We start from the raw sequence: 15,824 nt of genomic DNA on the forward strand, positions 1-15,824 counted from the left end.
CACAAGAGAAACGAACCACCATGGCACGCGACCCCCTCTGGGAAGACATGTTCACGCAGCACGCCTGGGGCCGCTACCCGGCCGAAGACCTGGTGCGCTTTGCCGCCCAGCGACTCGGTGCCCGGCAGCCGCGCAGCGACACCCGGGTGCTCGAAGTCGGCTTTGGCACCGGCGCCAACCTCTGGTTCCTTGCCCGTGAAGGCTATGCAGTCAGCGGGCTCGAGGGCAGTGAGGCGGGCCTTCGCCGCGCCCAGACCCGCCTCGACGAGGAGGTGCCCGAATGGCGCACCGCCGCCGGCGAGGGCAGTCTGCGCGCGGGCGACATGTGCGAGCCCTTGCCCTGGGCAGATGCCCGCTTCGACGCCGTGCTCGACTGCGACGCCGTGACCTGCGTCGATCACGCATCGGCCTGCAGGGTCTATGCCGACATGCACCGCGTCTGCAAGCCCGGCGGCTGGCTCTATGTGCGCACGCCGGCGGCCGGCTGCTGGGGCGAAGGCACCGGCGAGCCCGCCGGCCACCACGCGTGGCGCTGCGCCGAGGGGCCGTTCGCCGGCACGGGCGCGGTGCGCTTCGCCACCGAGGCCGACCTCGATGAGCTGTTCGCCCCATGGGAGCGGGTGAGCGTGGAACAGGTTTCTCGCACCCTGCAGAACCGACAGAAGCTTCATGTCGAATGGGTGGTCATCGCGCGAAAGGCGGCCGCATGAGCGGCCTCACCATCGCCACCGTCTGTGCGCGCGGCGGCAGCAAGGGCTTGCCGCGCAAGAACCTGTTGCCCTTCGCCGGCAAGCCGCTCATCGTGCACAGCATCGAGCAGGCGCTGGCCTGCGCCGGGCTGGCCGGAGTCCATGTCTCGACCGATGACGAAGAGATCGCCGCGGTCGCTGCTGCGGCGGGTGCGCGCGTGCCCTACCGCAGGCCGGCCGAACTGGCCACCGACGAAGCGGGCAAACTGCCCGCCATCGAGCACCTGGTGCGCCACCTCGAAGCCCAGGGGCTGGTCATCGCGACGGTCGTCGATCTGCAGCCCACCTCGCCGCTGCGCACCCCGGCCGACATCGAAGGGGCGCTGGCCGAGTTCACGCGCACCGGGGCGGAACTGGTCGTCAGCGTCACCGAGCCCTCGCACAATCCGTACTACACGCTGGTGGAAGCGCAGCCCGACGGCACGCTCGCCTTGTCCAAGCCGGCAGCGTTTGCGCGGCGGCAGGACGCGCCGGCCGTCTGGGGGCTCAACGGTGCGATCTACGTCTGGCAGCGTGCCGCCCTGGGGCGCGCGGCGCGCGAGGGCTTCTGGGCGGTGCGCTCGCGGCCGTTCCCGATGCCGCGCGAACGCTCGGTCGACATCGACGACCGCTTCGATTTCGAACTGGCCGAGTGGCTGCATCAACGTGCGCAGCGTACCCAGGCTGTGGAGACCCAACATGACTGACGTGTTCGTCATCGCCGAAGCCGGCGTCAACCACAACGGCCGCCTCGACCTCGCGCTCGCCCTGTGCGACGCCGCCAAGGCCGCGGGGGCCGACGCGGTGAAGTTTCAAACGTTTCGTGCCGAAGACGTGGTCACGCCCACGGCGGCCACGGCGGACTACCAGCGCACCAACACCGGCGCGACCAGCCAGTTCGAGATGATTCGCGCGCTCGAGCTCGACCTCGAGGCGCATGCCCGGGTCGCCGCGCACTGCGCGCAGATCGGCATCGAGTTCTTCTCCACGCCCTTTTCCGAACCTGCGGTCGACGAACTGGTCGCGCTCCGTGTGCGCCGGCTCAAGCTGCCCTCGGGTGAGTTGACCAACCGGCCGCTGCTCGAACACGCGGCGGCCACCGGGCTGCCCTTGCTCGTGTCCACCGGCATGGCCACGCTGGAGGAGGTGCACGAGGCCCTGGGCTGGATCCGCGCGCGCTGGGCGGTGGCCGGCTTCACGACGCCGCCCTCGCTCACGCTGCTGCACTGCACCTCGGCCTACCCGGCGCCGGCCGACGCCCTGAACCTGCGCGCCATCACCACGCTGGCGCAGGCCACGGGCCTGCCGGTGGGGTATTCGGACCACAGCCATGGCATGGAGGCCGCGCTGGCTGCGGTGGCGCTCGGGGCCTGCGTGATCGAGAAGCACCTCACGCTGGACACGGCCCTGCCCGGCCCCGACCACCGCGCCTCGGCGGACCCCGCGGCCTTCGCGCGCATGGTGGCGGGCATTCGCACCGTCAGCGCCATGCTGGGTGACGGCGTCAAGCGCCCGCAGCCCATCGAGGCCAACACCCGCGACGTGGCCCGGCGCAGCATCGTGGTGGTGCGCGATCTGCCGGCGGGCCATGTGCTCACCGCCGACGACCTGGCCTTGCGCCGCCCGGGCACGGGGCTGGCGCCGGCGCTGCTGGGCGCCTTGCCGGGCCAGCGGCTGCGCGTCGCCCTGAGCGCCTGGACCACGCTGACGCCGGAGGTGCTGGGGTGATGTCCGGGCCGCGCCGCAGTGTGCTGTACGTCACCGGCACGCGCGCCGATTTCGGTCTGATGCGCCATGTGTTGCAGGCCATCGACGCGCACCCCCGCCTGCGCCTGCAACTGGCCGTCACCGGCATGCATCTGAGCCCGGCCTTCGGCGAGACGGTGCGCGAGATCGAAGCCAGCGGCCTGTCCATCGCCGCGCGCATGCCCACCGAGGTCGATGCGCGCAGCCCGGCCGCGATGGCGCGTGGCATCGGGCACCTGGTGGGCGCGCTGACCGACGTGCTCGAACGCGAGCGCCCCGATCTGCTGCTGCTGCTCGGCGACCGCGGCGAGATGCTCGCCGGCGCGATTGCGGCGCTGCATCTGGGCATTCCGGTCGTGCACCTGCATGGGGGGGAGCGCTCGGGCACCGTGGATGAGCCGGTGCGTCATGCCATCACCAAGCTCAGCCACTGGCATTTCGTGGCCACCGAGGGCTCGCGCGAGCGGGTGATCCGCATGGGCGAGCGGCCGGAGCATGTCTGGGTCACCGGTGCGCCCAGCCTCGATGGACTGGCGGCGGTGCTCGACGCACCGCGGGATCGCACCCTGGCCCGGCTGGGGCTGGACGCGGCTGCGCGCTATGCGCTGGTGCTGTTCCATCCGGTGGTGCAGCAGATGCACGACGCCGCGCAGCAGACGCAGGCGCTGGCCGATGCGCTGGGCCAGGCGGCGCGCTCGCGCGACCTGCACCTGGTCTGGCTCGAGCCCAATGCCGATGCGGGGTCGGCCGGCATTCTGCAGGCGCTGGACGCGGCCTCGGCGCAACTCGGCGCGCGGCTCGTGCGCATCACGCACCTGGAGCGGCCGCACTATCTCGAGGCCTTGCGTCATGCCGATCTGCTGGCGGGCAACTCGTCTTCGGGCATCATCGAGGCAGCGTCGCTGGGTACGCCGGTGCTCAACGTGGGTGACCGACAGCGCGGCCGCGAGCGCAATGCCAACACCTTCGATTGCGGCGTGCGCCCGGCAGAGATCGCCGCGGCCTTGCAGCAGGCGCTGGCGCATGGCCGCTTTGCGCCAGCCAATGTGTACGGCGACGGCCGTGCGGCCGAGCGCATCGTCGAACTGCTCGCGGACACGCCCATCGCCCCGGACCTGCTCGACAAGATCAACACCTACTGACGCCTCTTGCGCGCCCGCCCACCATGAACCCCCGTCTTGCGTTGCTGTGCCTGTCTCCCGAGACCCCCTGGGCCGAGGCCTTGGCGCGGCTCAACCAGACCGGGCGCGGCATCCTGCTCGTCGTGGACGCCGAAGGCCGCCTGCTGCGCACCGTGACCGATGGCGACCTGCGCCGCGCCGTACTCGCCGGCGTCGACGCGCAGGCGCCGCTGTCCACGCTGCCCGCCCAGGCCCCGGTGGTGGCTGACGAAGCCGCCAGCGCCGAGGCCTTGCTGCGGCTGATGGACGCGCACGGCATCGACCATCTGCCGGTGTGTGACGCCGCGGGGCGGGTGCGCGACCTGGTGACGCGGCGCGAGCTTTCGCAACGCATCTGGCTGTCCTCGCCCCATCTGGGCGAGGAGGAGACCGCCTTCGTCGAGGAGGCGTTCCGCAGCAACTGGATCGCGCCGCTGGGTCCGCACGTGGATGCGTTCGAACAGGAGGTGGCGACGCGCGTGGGCGTGGGCCATGCCGCCGCGCTGAGTTCGGGCACGGCGGCGATTCACCTCGGGCTGTTGCTGCTGGGCGTGCAGCCGGGCGACACGGTGTTCTGCTCGTCGCTCACCTTCGTGGGCAGTTGCAACCCCATTCTGTACTGCGGTGCGCGGCCGGTGTTCATCGACTCCGAGCCGAACAGCTGGAACCTTTCGCCGCAGGCGCTCGAGCGCGCATTCGACTGGGCGCGGCGCGAGGGTCGCCTGCCGCGCTGCGTGATCGTGGTGAACCTCTACGGCCAGAGCGCCGACATGGACGCCATCCTGCCGATCTGTGAGCGCCATGGTGTGCCGGTGCTCGAAGACGCGGCCGAATCGCTGGGCGCGCGCTACAAGGGCCGCGCCAGCGGCAGCTTCGGGCGTGTGGGCGTCTTCTCCTTCAACGGCAACAAGATCATCACCACGTCGGGTGGCGGCATGCTGGTGTCCGACGATGCGGCGCTGGTGGCCCGCGCGCGCAAGCTCTCGACCCAGGCGCGTGAGCCGGCCGCCCATTACGAGCACCGCGAGGTGGGTTTCAACTACCGCATGAGCAACGTGCTCGCCGGCATTGGCCGCGGGCAGTTGCGGGTGCTCGATGCGCGCGTGGCGCAGCGGCGGGCCGTGTTCGCGCGCTACCGAGAAGCCCTGGCCGATGTGCCGGGGCTGCGCTGGATGCCCGAGCCCGCGGGCTGCGAGAGCACGCGCTGGCTGAGCTGCTTCACGCTCGACGGCGCCGACGCGCCGGCCCGCACGGCCGCGCTGATGCAACGCCTCGCCCGCCACGCGGTGGAGGCGCGGCCGGTGTGGAAGCCCATGCACCTGCAGCCGCTGTTTGCCGGTGCGCCGTACTTCGCGCACACCCCCGGGCAGGATGTGTCGGCCGCGCTGTTTGCCGCGGGCGTGTGCCTACCCTCGGGCTCGAACATGGACGAGGCGCAGCAGGAGCGGGTGATTGCGCTGCTGCGCGAGGCGCTGACCGCCACCGCCGAGGACGCCCATGCGGCTTGAGGCCCTGCGCCTTCGGGTGGGGAGCGCCGCGCTGGACGTGCTGCTCGTTGCGGCGGCCTGGTGGGCGGCCTTCTGGCTGCGGTTCAACCTCGACGTGCCGGAGGAGTTTTCCGCGCTGATGGTGCAGACGCTGGCGGTGCCGGTGCTGGCGTTTGCACTGGCGCTTGCCGGCGCGGGCGTGTACCGGCACATCTGGCGCTACACCAGCCTGGCCGAACTGCAGCGGCTGGTGGCGGGGGTGGCGGCCGGTGCCTTGTTCACGGCGGTGGCGGTGTTGATGCTGCGGGTGCCGAATTTCCCGCGCTCGGTGCTGCTGCTGCACCCTTTGCTGGTGCTGCTGGCGCTGGGCGGGGTGCGGGCCTTGTCGCGGCTGCTGGCCGAGCGGCGCGCGCCGCGCGTGCCCGGCACCGGCGTGCCCGCGCTGCTGCTGGGCAGCGTGGCCGAGGCGGCGCAGGCCCTGCGAACGCTGAAGGACTCGGCCCGGGTGGTGCCGGTGGGCATCGTCTCGCCGCAGCGTGAGGAGGTCGGCCGGGCGCTGCAGGGCGTGCGGGTGCTCGGCACGCTCGACGGCCTGCCGCAGGCGGTTCAGCAGGCGGGCGCGCGGGTGGCGCTGGTGCTGGCTGCGCCGGGCTCGGCCTGGCGGCGCGAGGCCTTGCTCGCCGCGGCCGAACACGGCTTGTCGCTGCTCACCCCACCGCGCGCGGACGACTGGTTGCAGGGGGAGGGGGCGGGCCCACGGGCGGTGGCGCTCGAAGACCTGCTGGGCCGCGCGCCGGTGCAGCTCGACGTGGCGGGGCTGTCGGAGATGCTCGCGGGCCGCACGGTGCTCGTCACCGGGGCGGGGGGCTCGATTGGCTCGGAGCTGTGCCGGCAGATTGCGCGCTTCGGCGTGGCGCGGCTGGTGTGCGTGGATGTGTCGGAGTACGCCGTGTACCGGCTCGAACAGGATCTTCGCGCGGCGCACCCGCAGCTCGAAGGCGTCTACTACACCGCCAACGTGCGCGAGCTGCAACGCCTGCGCGCGATTGCCCAGGCGCACCGGCCTGCGGTGGTGTTCCACGCCGCGGCCTACAAGCACGTGCCCCTGATGGAGACGCACAACGAGATCGAGGCGCTGCGCACCAACGTGCGGGGTACGCTCAACGCCGCGCAGGTGGCCGGCGAGGTGGGGGCGGCGCGCTTCGTGCTCGTTTCCACCGACAAGGCGGTGAACCCGACCAACGTCATGGGCGCGAGCAAGCGCCTCGCGGAGTTGGCCGTGCAGGCGGTGGCCGCGCAGCACCCGGCGACCCGGTTCGTCGCGGTGCGCTTTGGCAATGTGCTGGGCTCGAGCGGCTCGGTGGTGCCGCTTTTTACCGAGCAGATTGCACGCGGCGGCCCGGTGACGGTGACGCATCCGGAGATCGTGCGCTATTTCATGACCATCCCTGAGGCGGCGCAGCTCGTGCTGCAGGCCGCGCTGATGGGTCAGTCGGGGCAGATTTTCGTGCTCGACATGGGCGAGCCGGTGAAGATCGTCGAACTCGCGCGCATGCTCATTCGGCTCTCGGGCAAGACCGAGCAGGATGTTCCCATCGTCTACACCGGCCTGCGCCCGGGCGAGAAGCTCTATGAGGAATTGCTGGCCGATTGTGAGACCACCGCCCCGACGCCGCACCCCAAGCTGCGCGTGGCGCGCGCCGTCCCGCCCGCAGCCGCGCTGTTGGCTGCCTTGGCGTGGATCGACGAAGCCGGCCCCGCGCCCGATGCGCTCGCGCTGCGGTGCTGGCTGCAGGCTCAGGTGCCCGAATACCAGCCGCGCCGGGGCTGAATGCCCAAGTTTGTTCCGACGCCGGCGGGGCGATGCTTGCAGCCAGTTGGGATGCTTTTTCGCCCTTCCCCCGCGTAAAACGGGTGGTTTCTGCTATCAAAAAGAAAGTTTACGAGCCTCGGACGATGCCGGTCTTCTCGAGCAGATCGGCCACCCATTGGAGCCGCAGCGCCGGATCTTCGATGGCCATGAGCTGCAGCTTGATCGATGGGGGTGCCGGCAGCATCTCGGCCCAGCGGTTGGCGACCCAACCTGCGTCCTCGTAGCGGCGCGGCGCATCGGGCGGCCAGGGCGACTCGCCGCGCAACCGCAGGTTCGCGTGCAGTTGGCGCAGGGCCTGCGCACTCGCGGCGAGGTCTGCCGGAATCGCCGTGGGCCGGTCCGGGTTCAGCAGTTCGACATCGGCGACCCAAAGCCCGGAGCGCAGCATGCGGCAGTCGCGCAGGCGAAAAACCTGGCGCCCGAGGATCTGCAGCGCAGACGCGGCCGCTTCGCCCACTCCGGCGTCGGTGAGCGCGGCGAGCGTGCCAAAGTCATGAAAGCGCGCAGCGGGTGGCGTCACCGTGGGCAGGGGCTCGGTTTCATCGGAGCCACGGCGGGGTGTCACCACGCCAAACGGGGCACCTGCGGCGGCACAGCGTTCGAGCCAATGGCGCGTGGGCGCGGCGACGGCGCGCAGCGTCAGCCGGCCTCCGGGAAAGACGACGCTGGCGAGTGGCAGCAGCGGGACGTTGGTGAGCGTGAGCGGAGCGTTCAAGGGAGGTTCGGGCCAGCACGGGGGTGGGGAAGGGGTCGCGGGCGTCATGGCGGGGGCGCTCTCGATATGATCGGAACGTGCGTGCAGGCGGGAGCGCCTGGGGCGTCATCCCTTTGCACAACGCTCGGTCGTTCGAATTCTCAACCATCCATCCGGGACCTCGCGGCATGTTGAATGAAATTTTGGTGCTGTTGCTCGAGTTTGGCACCGGCCTGCTTGGCGGGGCTTGCTTGCTGCGTGCGTACATGCGCGGCGTGGGCGTTTCCATGGACCATCCGCCGGGGCGTTTCATTTTGGCGGTGACCGACTGGCTGGTGCTGCCGCTGCGCCGCGGTTTGCGGCCGAGCGGGCGGTGGGATCTGGCCAGTCTGTTGGCCGCGTGGCTGGTGAAGTTTGCTCAGTTTGCGCTGCTGTGGGCCCTGCACGGCGGCGGCGCTTCGTGGGCGGCGGTCGTGGTGCTGGCCTTTTTTGGTCTCGCGCAGATGGCGATTTCGATCGCCAGCGCCGTGGTGCTGGTGGCGGCGATTCTGTCGTGGGTGCAGCCCGGCGGGCCGATGGCGTGGTTGCTGGAACGTTTGACCTCACCCCTGCTGGCGCCGCTGCGTCGGGTGATTCCGCTCGTGGGCGGGGTGGATCTGTCGCCGCTGGCTCTCTTGGTGCTGCTGCAGATCGCAGCGATCGTGCTGGCGAACCTGCAGCACCTGGTGTTGGGTTTCGGCGCTTGGCTGCGCTGAGGCACGGCCGAATGGGCGTCCGTGACGGCGCGCGCCGAAAGAATCAGGCGACGATCGCGTCGGCGCTGAGGCGCTGCAGCATCGCGAGCGTGCGGGCGACCGTGTCGCGCAACTCGCGGCGGTCGCAAATCAGGTCGACGGCGCCTTTTTGCAGCAGGAATTCCGCGCGCTGAAAGCCCTCGGGCAGCGTCACGCGCACGGTGGATTCGATCACGCGCGGGCCGGCAAAGCCAATCAGCGCCTTGGGCTCGGCAATGACCACGTCGCCGAGGAAGGCAAAGCCCGCGCTCACGCCGCCCATGGTCGGGTCGGTCAGCACGCTGATGTAGGGCAGCTTCTTCTTGGCCAGGCGCGTGAGCGCCGCGTTCGTTTTGGCCATCTGCATCAGCGAAAGCAGCCCTTCTTGCATGCGCGCGCCGCCGGTGGCGGTGAAGCACACGAACGGCACTTTCTGCTCGATGGCCGTCTCGACCCCGCGCACGAAACGCTCGCCCACGACCGAACCCATGCTGCCGCCCATGAAGTCGAATTCGAAGGCTGCCGCAACCAGGCTGATGCCCTTGACCGAGCCTCCCATGACCACCAGCGCATCGGTCTCGCCCGTGGCTTCGAGTGCCTCTTTGAGCCGCTCGGGGTATTTGCGACTGTCTTTGAATTTCAGCGCATCGACCGGCAGCACTTCCTGGCCGATCTCATAGCGCCCCTCGTTGTCGAGGAACTGGTTGAGCCGCGCGCGCGCGCCGATGCGGTGGTGGTGGCCGCAGCTCGGGCAGACGTTCTGGTTCTGTTCGAGGTCGGTGCGGTAGAGCACGGTGTCACAGCTCGGGCACTTGGTCCACAGGCCCTCGGGGATCCCGCGGCGTTCGGTCTTTTCGGACTTCTGGATCTTCGGGGGCAGCAGTTTTTCGAGCCAGCTCATGGGTCCTCCAATGGGGATGGCGCGCGATGTGCCTACTCAAGCCGCGCGTGCCGCCGATGATACGTCGTCGAGTGCCGCGCGGATGTCGCGCAGGAAGGCCGCGGCGGCAGGCACCACGGCCTCGCGGGGTAAGGGGTCGATGAGGCTGATCAGCCGGCTGCCGATCACCACCGCGTCGGCCACGCGCGCGATCTCGCGCGCGGTCGCTGCGTCGCGGATGCCAAAGCCCACACCCACGGGGATCGTGACCTGGGCGCGGATGCGCGGCAGCATGGCTTCGACCGCGCTCGTGTCGAGCGAGCCCGCGCCGGTCACGCCCTTGAGCGAGACGTAATAGACATAGCCGCTGGCGACTCGGGCCACCTGGGCGATGCGCTCGTCGGTGCTGGTCGGGGCGAGCAGGAAGATCAGGTCCATGCCGTGCGCGCGCAGCTTGGCCGCGAAGTCGGCGCATTCCTCGGGCGGGTAATCGACGATCAGTACCCCGTCCACGCCGGCCGCTGCCGCGTCGCGGATGAAGGCGTCGGCACCGTGCCGCTGGTCGTAGCGCTCGACCGGGTTCGCATAGCCCATGAGCACGATGGGCGTTTGCGTGTCGCTCTGGCGAAAACGGCGCACCATCTGCAACACGTCTGCGAGCCCAATGCCGAGCGCCAGCGCGCGCTCACCGGCCTTTTGAATGACGGCGCCGTCGGCGCTCGGGTCTGAGAATGGCACGCCGAGCTCGATCACGTCGGCGCCGGCAGCCACCATGCCGTGCAGCAGTTCGGGCGTGAGGTCGGCATACGGGAAGCCGGCCGTGACAAAGGGGATCAGTGCCTTGCGGCCAGCGGCTTGCAGGCGGGCGAAGGTTTCCTGGATGCGGCTCATGCGGGCAACTCCCCGAGGCGGATGATGGACTCGCCGCCCTTGACGCTTTGGCCTTCGCAGCTCGGGCGGCAGAAGAAGCCGGCGCCGGAGAGGTCGGCCACGGTGCCGATGTCTTTGTCGCCGCGGCCTGAGAGGTTCACCAGGATGGACTGGTCCGGGCGCATGGTGCGGGCGAGCTTCAAGGCGTAGGCCACGGCGTGGCTTGATTCGAGCGCGGGGATGATGCCCTCGGTGCGGCACAGATGGTGGAAGGCGTCGAGCGCTTCCTGATCGGTGATGCCGACGTACTCGGCGCGGCCGATGTCCTTGAGGTAGGCGTGTTCGGGGCCGACGCCGGGGTAGTCGAGCCCGGCGCTGATGCTGTGCGTCTCGGTGATCTGGCCGTTGTCGTCTTGCAGGATGTAGGTCCGGTTGCCGTGCAGCACGCCAGGGCTGCCTTTTTGCAGCGAGGCCGAATGCTTGCCCGATTCGAGCCCGAGCCCAGCCGCCTCGACACCGATGAGCCGCGTCGATTCGAACGGGATATACGGATAGAAGATGCCCATCGCATTGCTGCCGCCGCCCACGCAGGCCACCACCACGTCGGGCTGGTCGCCGGTGCAGCCCGCCTCGCGCAGCATCTCGGGCATCTGCTTGACGCATTCGTTGCCGATGACGCTCTGGAAGTCCCGCACCATCATCGGGTAGGGGTGCGGCCCGGCCACGGTGCCGATGATGTAGAAGGTGTTGTCGACGTTGGCAACCCAGTCGCGCAAGGCTTCGTTGAGGGCGTCCTTGAGGGTCTTGCTGCCCGACTCGACGGGCACGACGGTGGCGCCAAGCAGCTTCATGCGGTAGACATTGGGGCTTTGGCGCTTGACGTCTTCGCTGCCCATGTAGACCACGCATTCAAGCCCGTAGCGCGCGCAAATCGTTGCAGTCGCCACCCCGTGCTGGCCCGCGCCCGTCTCGGCGATGATGCGCGGCTTGCCCATGCGGCGCGCGAGCATGGCCTGACCGATCGTGTTGTTGATTTTGTGTGCGCCGGTGTGGTTGAGGTCTTCGCGCTTGAGGAAGATTTGCGCGCCGCCCAGTTCGCGGCTGGTGCGCGCGGCGTGGTAGACGGGCGAGGGGCGTCCCACGAAGTGCGCGAGCTCGTGGTGGAACTCGGCCACGAAGTCGGGGTCGTCCCGGTAGCGCGCGTAGGCCTCGCGCAGCTCGTTGATGGCATGGGTGAGCGTTTCGCTCACGAAGCTGCCGCCATAGCGGCCGAAATGCCCGCTTGGATCGGGCTGGTGGTAGTCGAACATGGTCGTTGGCGTTCCTATCGGGTCAGGAGGCGTCGGCCGCACGCACGGCGGCGACGAACTGGTGCATCCGCAGAGCGTCCTTGACGCCCTTGAGCGGGCGGCCGTCAGGCCCGAGGGCTTCGACGCCGGAGCTGACGTCCACCGCGAGCGAGCGGCCGCGCGAGCGCAGCGCGCGGATGCCATCGCCCACGTTTGCAGGTGTGAGCCCACCACTCAAGACGAGGTGAGCGTCGACGTTTGGTGGAAGAAGTGACCAATCGAATGGGGTGCCGCCGCCACCGTAACCCTCGACATGCGCGTCGAGGAGGATGGCCTGGGCGTGATGCCAAGTGTGGACAAATTCTAGCAAGTCGAAAGCCGACCCCGCGGGGATGCGGGCCGCACGCATCCAGGCCCAGCCGCAGGTGGCCGCGGCTTCCAGGCATGCCTCGGGCGTCTCATCCCCATGAAATTGCAGCAAACCCGGCGTGAATTGGTCGGTGATTGCTCTGATTTTGGAAGCGTCTTCGTTCACGAACAGCAGCACCGGCGTGACGAAGGGCGGCAGACGACGGGCGAGCGCCGCTGCGCGTTCGGGCGACACGTAGCGCGGGCTCTTCGCATAGAGCACGAAACCGACCGCATCGGCACCGGCCGCGACCGCCGCATCGACATCGGCTTCGCGCGTGAGGCCGCAGATCTTGATGCGGGTGCGGGGGCGGGGCTCGGTGGGGGCGAGGGCAGGGGGCGGGGACTGCGTGGCGGTTGGGCGGCTCATGCCCAATCATACGCAGCCACCCGCTCCGGCAAGCCCCAGTGGGGCGCGTAGACGGGTCCGACGAAATACAGGCCATCGGGCGCAAAGGTCGGCGCGGCGGCGTCCCGGCTGCGGGCGGCGAGCACCTCGCGCATCCAGTCCGGGTGCGCGAGCCCCTGTCCCACGCGGACCAGACAGCCCATGAGGTTGCGGATCATGTGGTGAAGAAAAGCGTTCGCCTCGAATTCGAAGCGCCAGTAGGCCCCCCGGCGCTCGATGTCGATGCGCGTGAGGGTCTTCACCGGGCTTGCGGCCTGACATTCGGCGGCGCGGAAGGAGCTGAAGTCATGCTCGCCGATGAGGTGCGCCGCCGCAGCGTGCATGGCCACGCCGTCGAGCGGACGAAACACCCAGCCCACGCGCCCGGCTTCGAGGCTCGGGCGCACCGGCGACTCCAGCAGCACATAGCGGTAGCGCCGCGCAATGGCGCTGGCGCGCGCATGAAAGCCGGCCGGCACGGGCTGCGCCCACTGCACCGCGATGTCCGGGGGCAGGAAACGGTTGGTGCCCCGCACCCAGGATGCGGGGGCGCGCTCGATGTCGGTGTCGAAATGCACCACCTGCATCAGACCGTGCACACCGGCATCGGTGCGACCGGCGCAGAGCGTCGAGATGGGTTTGCAAGCAAAGTCGGCCAGCGCGCGCTCCAGCCGGTCTTGCACCGTCTGGCCCGAGGGCTGGCTTTGCCAACCTTGGTACCCGCGGCCGTCATAGCTGACGCCCAGCGCGATCCGGCGACCGGTCCTGGCGACCGGAGCCGGGTCTCTGGCAGTCTCGCTCAACCCAAATCGTCCCGGAATTGCTGCGCCTTGAGCTTCAGGGGCCCCGACGCGGCGGCGAGCACCTCTTCGGCGAGGGCCCGCGCGCCTTCGGTGTCGCCGATGCCGCGCAGTTCGTGTGCCAGCGCCAGTTTGGTTTCGAGTTCATCGGCGTCGCCGCCCAGCGAGGCGGGCTCGGTGGGGGCTGGCGCGGCGGGGGTCGGGGCCGCAGACGGCTCGAAATCGAAGCTCAGCGGCGGCATCGAAGAAGCCGCAGACGCAGGGGTGGGTGCCTGGGCACCGGTGGCGGCGGCCACGGCATTCGGCTCGAGGTCCAAGGACAAAGTGCCCAAATCGAATTCGAGCAAGGCTTCATCGCCGCCCTTGGGCGCGTTGGCGAGGGGCTCGGCGGCAGCTTGGGTTTCCGCGGCAGCGGCGAACGCCGGTTCAGCGGCAGGCGCCGGGTCTGCTTGCGCCGGCGTGGCGGCCGTGTCGCTGGCTGCGGGTTCGCCTCGTGCACCGCTCGGCTCTTCCGGCAAGGGACTGTCGAACTGGCTCAAATCGAAGTCCACGCCCGACTGCGAGGGCGAAAACTCCGGCTTCGGATTCACTGGAATCGTGCTGGGCGCGAACAGCGGCGAGGGCGCGGATTCGGGTGTAGGCGGAGCCGATTCCGGGGCCTGCCCCGAATAGACCGGGTTGTTGGGGTCGATCGAACGCCCGATCTCGCACAAGCGCTGCCACTCGGGGCCCATGCCTTCGGTGATGCGGAGCACCTGTTTGGCCAGAGCCTCGACCGCGCGGGCATCCCGCCGCTTGGCATAAATCTCGGCGAGCTTGACGTGGATGGCGACCCGGTTGGGGTGCAGCTTGAGCGCTTCCTTGAGGATTTCCTCGGCCTGCAGATCGCGTCCGTAGGCCAGATAGACATCGGCCTCGGCGACGGGGTCCACATCGCCGCCCGCTTCGAGTTGGCTCGGCGAGTAGGCGAGCGACGAGTTGCCGCTGGGTTTTTCGTCGCTCGTGTCGACATGCTGGCCGCCACTCGAACCAAAGAACGAGTCGGGCTGTACACGGCTCTCGAGGAAACTGCTCTCTTCGTGCGCCTTGCTTGCCTTGTTGGCACGCATCCGATAGATACCAAAGCCCGCCAGCAGGGCGATCAAGGCCGCACCGGCACCGGGAATCAAGGGGTTCTCGAGCAAGCTGTCGAGTAAAGAGGGCTCGGGTGCCGGGGCTGCGGGCGCCGCTTTCGCCACGGCCGGCCGGGAAGCGGGCGCCTGGGCTTGGGACGCCGGGGCGCTCGCAACGGCGCTGGCCGGTGCGGCGGCAGCCGATGTAGCGATCGAAGCGGCGGCGGCCGGTGCCGAAGCCGCAGCCGGGGCGGGCTGGGCCGTGGCGGACACGGCCGCCGAGGCCGCGGGCGCGGTCGCTGGCACGGCCAGGCCCGGCTTCGAGGCCGCTGCACTGGCTGCACCGAGCGCCGCGCTGCTGGCTTGGAGCTTGGCCAACTCGTTGGCGTTTCGGGTCAGCTCGGCCAGGCGCTGCTCGGCCTCTTTCTTGCGCAACTCGGCGGCGATTTGCGCTTCACGGTCGTTGGCACTGGCCACTTTGCCTTTGGACAGCGTGAGCTTGTCCGGAGCCACCGCGGCCGGGCGCTGTTCCGTCACTTGAGTTTCGACCTTGCCACTTGCGGCGCGGCTCGAGACCTCGGTCTGAACCGCTGGCACCGACCGGGCCAGACGGCCACGGAACGCATTGAAGTCCGCACTCTGAAGGGCGAGCACCTGCCGCGCTTCTCCCGGCTCGATACCGCGCGCGCTCGTCTCGTCGGGCAGGCGCACGACGGCACCGGCGCGTAGGCGGTTGACATTCCCGCCCACGAAGGCGTCGGGGTTGGCACGCAGCAAGGCAACCAACATCTGTTCGAGCGAGACACCCGCTGGCTTGTGGCGTGCCACGATACCCAAAGCCGTATCGCCGCGGCGGACGGTCACGGTCCCGCCCGTACCTGGCGCTGCGCTCTCCTCCGTGCGTCGCGGTGTGGCCGTTGCGGGCGCCACCGCGACCGGGGCGGCGGGGCGAGGCGCGTTGACGACAGCCGGCAGCGTCGTGCCGCGATCGGCCGGCTTGGCGGCCGGGTTTTTCGGCGGGTCGAGCAGCAGCGTGTATTCGCGGGTCAAGCGCCCGCTGGCCCAGTTGGCCTCGAGGATCAGGTCGAGAAAGGGTTCGTTGACGGCCCGCTCCCCTTGGATGCGTAGGACGCGGGTTCCGTCGGGCCGTTGTTGGAGCGTGACTTTGGCACCGGCGAGTGCGGCGTTGTAGTCGACACCGGCAGCACGAAAGGCCGACGCTGGCGCGAGGCTGACCCGCAGACTCGCCGCTTCGTCGGCGTCGATCTGCAGCACCTCGACCGCTGCATCCAGCGGCTCACCGAGGGCCGATTGAACCCGAATGGGCCCAAGCCCCAGCGCCTGCGCCGCGCCAGGTGCCAAGCCTGCCGCGATCCAAGCCGCCAGCGCAGCTGCGCGCAAAGCGGTCATCCGGTAAGGTTTGTCGAGCACCGCGCGGCGCGACCCATGCTGCGATCCGGTGCCTGCAGACGCACCGGATTTTGTGTTGTTCATCATGCGTGACCATCCAGACACGAAACCGTGGTCGTTTGAAGGTAACAGCATTGCTGGGGAGAAACAAGGCGAAGCGCCCTTGGGGGCGCTGCATTGGAGCATCCGGCCGAGGAACGACGCCT

The 15,824-nt window shown here is 69.6% G+C and carries 14 protein-coding genes; 7 read left to right on the plus strand and 7 right to left on the minus strand.

Annotation, left to right across the window (positions count from 1 at the left end):
* Window positions 1-20 precede the first annotated feature (20 nt).
* Genes EDC62_RS11835 through EDC62_RS11860 form a run of 6 tightly spaced genes read left to right on the plus strand, consistent with a single transcriptional unit; the run spans window position 21 to window position 6,952 of the window.
* On the plus strand, window positions 21-710 hold the full coding sequence (locus EDC62_RS11835) for a class I SAM-dependent methyltransferase (protein ID WP_124224027.1): 690 nt from the start codon (window positions 21-23) through the stop codon (window positions 708-710).
* The gene (locus EDC62_RS11840) at window positions 707-1,435 is read left to right on the plus strand and encodes an acylneuraminate cytidylyltransferase family protein (protein ID WP_124224028.1); all 729 of its coding nucleotides are present in this window, start codon (window positions 707-709) and stop codon (window positions 1,433-1,435) included. Before EDC62_RS11835 ends, EDC62_RS11840 begins: the two co-directional genes overlap by 4 nt.
* Window positions 1,428-2,456, plus strand: coding sequence for an N-acetylneuraminate synthase (gene neuB, locus EDC62_RS11845; RefSeq protein WP_124224029.1), 1,029 nt, complete (start codon window positions 1,428-1,430; stop codon window positions 2,454-2,456). The genes EDC62_RS11840 and neuB overlap by 8 nt, the downstream gene beginning before the upstream one ends.
* Window positions 2,456-3,616 carry a UDP-N-acetylglucosamine 2-epimerase gene (gene neuC, locus EDC62_RS11850; RefSeq protein ID WP_124224030.1) on the plus strand — a complete coding sequence of 387 codons (1,161 nt, stop codon included), beginning with the start codon at window positions 2,456-2,458 and terminating at the stop codon, window positions 3,614-3,616. The genes neuB and neuC overlap by 1 nt, the downstream gene beginning before the upstream one ends.
* Window positions 3,617-3,639: 23 nt before the next feature.
* Window positions 3,640-5,142 (plus strand): DegT/DnrJ/EryC1/StrS family aminotransferase, encoded by a 1,503-nt coding sequence (locus EDC62_RS11855; RefSeq protein WP_124224031.1) that lies wholly within the window; start codon window positions 3,640-3,642, stop codon window positions 5,140-5,142.
* A complete protein-coding gene (locus EDC62_RS11860) occupies window positions 5,132-6,952 on the plus strand; it encodes a polysaccharide biosynthesis protein (protein WP_124224032.1) in 1,821 nt (606 codons plus the stop codon). Before EDC62_RS11855 ends, EDC62_RS11860 begins: the two co-directional genes overlap by 11 nt.
* A gap of 109 nt (window positions 6,953-7,061) precedes the next feature.
* Here the strand turns inward: EDC62_RS11860 and EDC62_RS11865 are convergent, their stop codons facing one another.
* Window positions 7,062-7,709 carry an LON peptidase substrate-binding domain-containing protein gene (locus tag EDC62_RS11865; RefSeq protein WP_170159071.1) on the minus strand — a complete coding sequence of 216 codons (648 nt, stop codon included), beginning with the start codon at window positions 7,707-7,709 and terminating at the stop codon, window positions 7,062-7,064.
* A 167-nt stretch (window positions 7,710-7,876) separates the two neighbouring features.
* Between EDC62_RS11865 and EDC62_RS11870 the strand changes: the two genes are divergently transcribed.
* Window positions 7,877-8,443, plus strand: a complete 567-nt coding sequence (locus EDC62_RS11870) for a YggT family protein (protein WP_124224034.1) — start codon at window positions 7,877-7,879, stop codon at window positions 8,441-8,443.
* A gap of 43 nt (window positions 8,444-8,486) precedes the next feature.
* Here EDC62_RS11870 and accD read toward each other — a convergent pair whose 3' ends face one another.
* Genes accD through EDC62_RS11900 form a run of 6 tightly spaced genes read right to left on the minus strand, consistent with a single transcriptional unit; the run spans window position 8,487 to window position 15,705 of the window.
* Entirely contained in the window at window positions 8,487-9,362 is an 876-nt protein-coding gene (gene accD / locus EDC62_RS11875) for an acetyl-CoA carboxylase, carboxyltransferase subunit beta (RefSeq protein WP_124224035.1), read from the minus strand.
* Window positions 9,363-9,398: 36 nt separating this feature from the next.
* A complete protein-coding gene (trpA, locus tag EDC62_RS11880; protein ID WP_124224036.1) occupies window positions 9,399-10,232 on the minus strand; it encodes a tryptophan synthase subunit alpha in 834 nt (277 codons plus the stop codon).
* Window positions 10,229-11,521: a tryptophan synthase subunit beta gene (trpB, locus tag EDC62_RS11885; protein WP_124224037.1), complete on the minus strand. Its 1,293-nt coding sequence runs from the start codon at window positions 11,519-11,521 to the stop codon at window positions 10,229-10,231. Before trpB ends, trpA begins: the two co-directional genes overlap by 4 nt.
* A 22-nt stretch (window positions 11,522-11,543) precedes the next feature.
* Window positions 11,544-12,278, minus strand: coding sequence for a phosphoribosylanthranilate isomerase (locus EDC62_RS11890; RefSeq protein ID WP_124224038.1), 735 nt, complete (start codon window positions 12,276-12,278; stop codon window positions 11,544-11,546).
* Entirely contained in the window at window positions 12,275-13,099 is an 825-nt protein-coding gene (gene truA / locus EDC62_RS11895) for a tRNA pseudouridine(38-40) synthase TruA (protein WP_124224039.1), read from the minus strand. Before truA ends, EDC62_RS11890 begins: the two co-directional genes overlap by 4 nt.
* Window positions 13,096-15,705 (minus strand): type IV pilus assembly protein FimV, encoded by a 2,610-nt coding sequence (locus EDC62_RS11900; protein ID WP_245968860.1) that lies wholly within the window; start codon window positions 15,703-15,705, stop codon window positions 13,096-13,098. The genes truA and EDC62_RS11900 overlap by 4 nt, the downstream gene beginning before the upstream one ends.
* Window positions 15,706-15,824 lie beyond the last annotated feature (119 nt).

It is taken from the genome of Tibeticola sediminis (assembly GCF_003843835.1).
Classification (GTDB): domain Bacteria; phylum Pseudomonadota; class Gammaproteobacteria; order Burkholderiales; family Burkholderiaceae_C; genus Tibeticola; species Tibeticola sediminis.

Excerpts from the sequence above, each read along its gene's own strand:
- EDC62_RS11835 (WP_124224027.1), top strand. The coding sequence starts at position 21 with ATGGCACGCGACCCCCTCTGGGAAGACATGTTCACGCAGCACGCCTGG.
- EDC62_RS11840 (WP_124224028.1), top strand. The coding sequence starts at position 707 with ATGAGCGGCCTCACCATCGCCACCGTCTGTGCGCGCGGCGGCAGCAAG.
- neuB (WP_124224029.1), top strand. The coding sequence starts at position 1,428 with ATGACTGACGTGTTCGTCATCGCCGAAGCCGGCGTCAACCACAACGGC.
- neuC (WP_124224030.1), top strand. The coding sequence starts at position 2,456 with ATGTCCGGGCCGCGCCGCAGTGTGCTGTACGTCACCGGCACGCGCGCC.
- EDC62_RS11855 (WP_124224031.1), top strand. The coding sequence starts at position 3,640 with ATGAACCCCCGTCTTGCGTTGCTGTGCCTGTCTCCCGAGACCCCCTGG.
- EDC62_RS11860 (WP_124224032.1), top strand. The coding sequence starts at position 5,132 with ATGCGGCTTGAGGCCCTGCGCCTTCGGGTGGGGAGCGCCGCGCTGGAC.
- EDC62_RS11870 (WP_124224034.1), top strand. The coding sequence starts at position 7,877 with ATGTTGAATGAAATTTTGGTGCTGTTGCTCGAGTTTGGCACCGGCCTG.
- accD (WP_124224035.1), bottom strand. The coding sequence starts at position 9,362 with ATGAGCTGGCTCGAAAAACTGCTGCCCCCGAAGATCCAGAAGTCCGAA.
- trpA (WP_124224036.1), bottom strand. The coding sequence starts at position 10,232 with ATGAGCCGCATCCAGGAAACCTTCGCCCGCCTGCAAGCCGCTGGCCGC.
- trpB (WP_124224037.1), bottom strand. The coding sequence starts at position 11,521 with ATGTTCGACTACCACCAGCCCGATCCAAGCGGGCATTTCGGCCGCTAT.
- EDC62_RS11890 (WP_124224038.1), bottom strand. The coding sequence starts at position 12,278 with ATGAGCCGCCCAACCGCCACGCAGTCCCCGCCCCCTGCCCTCGCCCCC.
- EDC62_RS11900 (WP_245968860.1), bottom strand. The coding sequence starts at position 15,705 with ATGATGAACAACACAAAATCCGGTGCGTCTGCAGGCACCGGATCGCAG.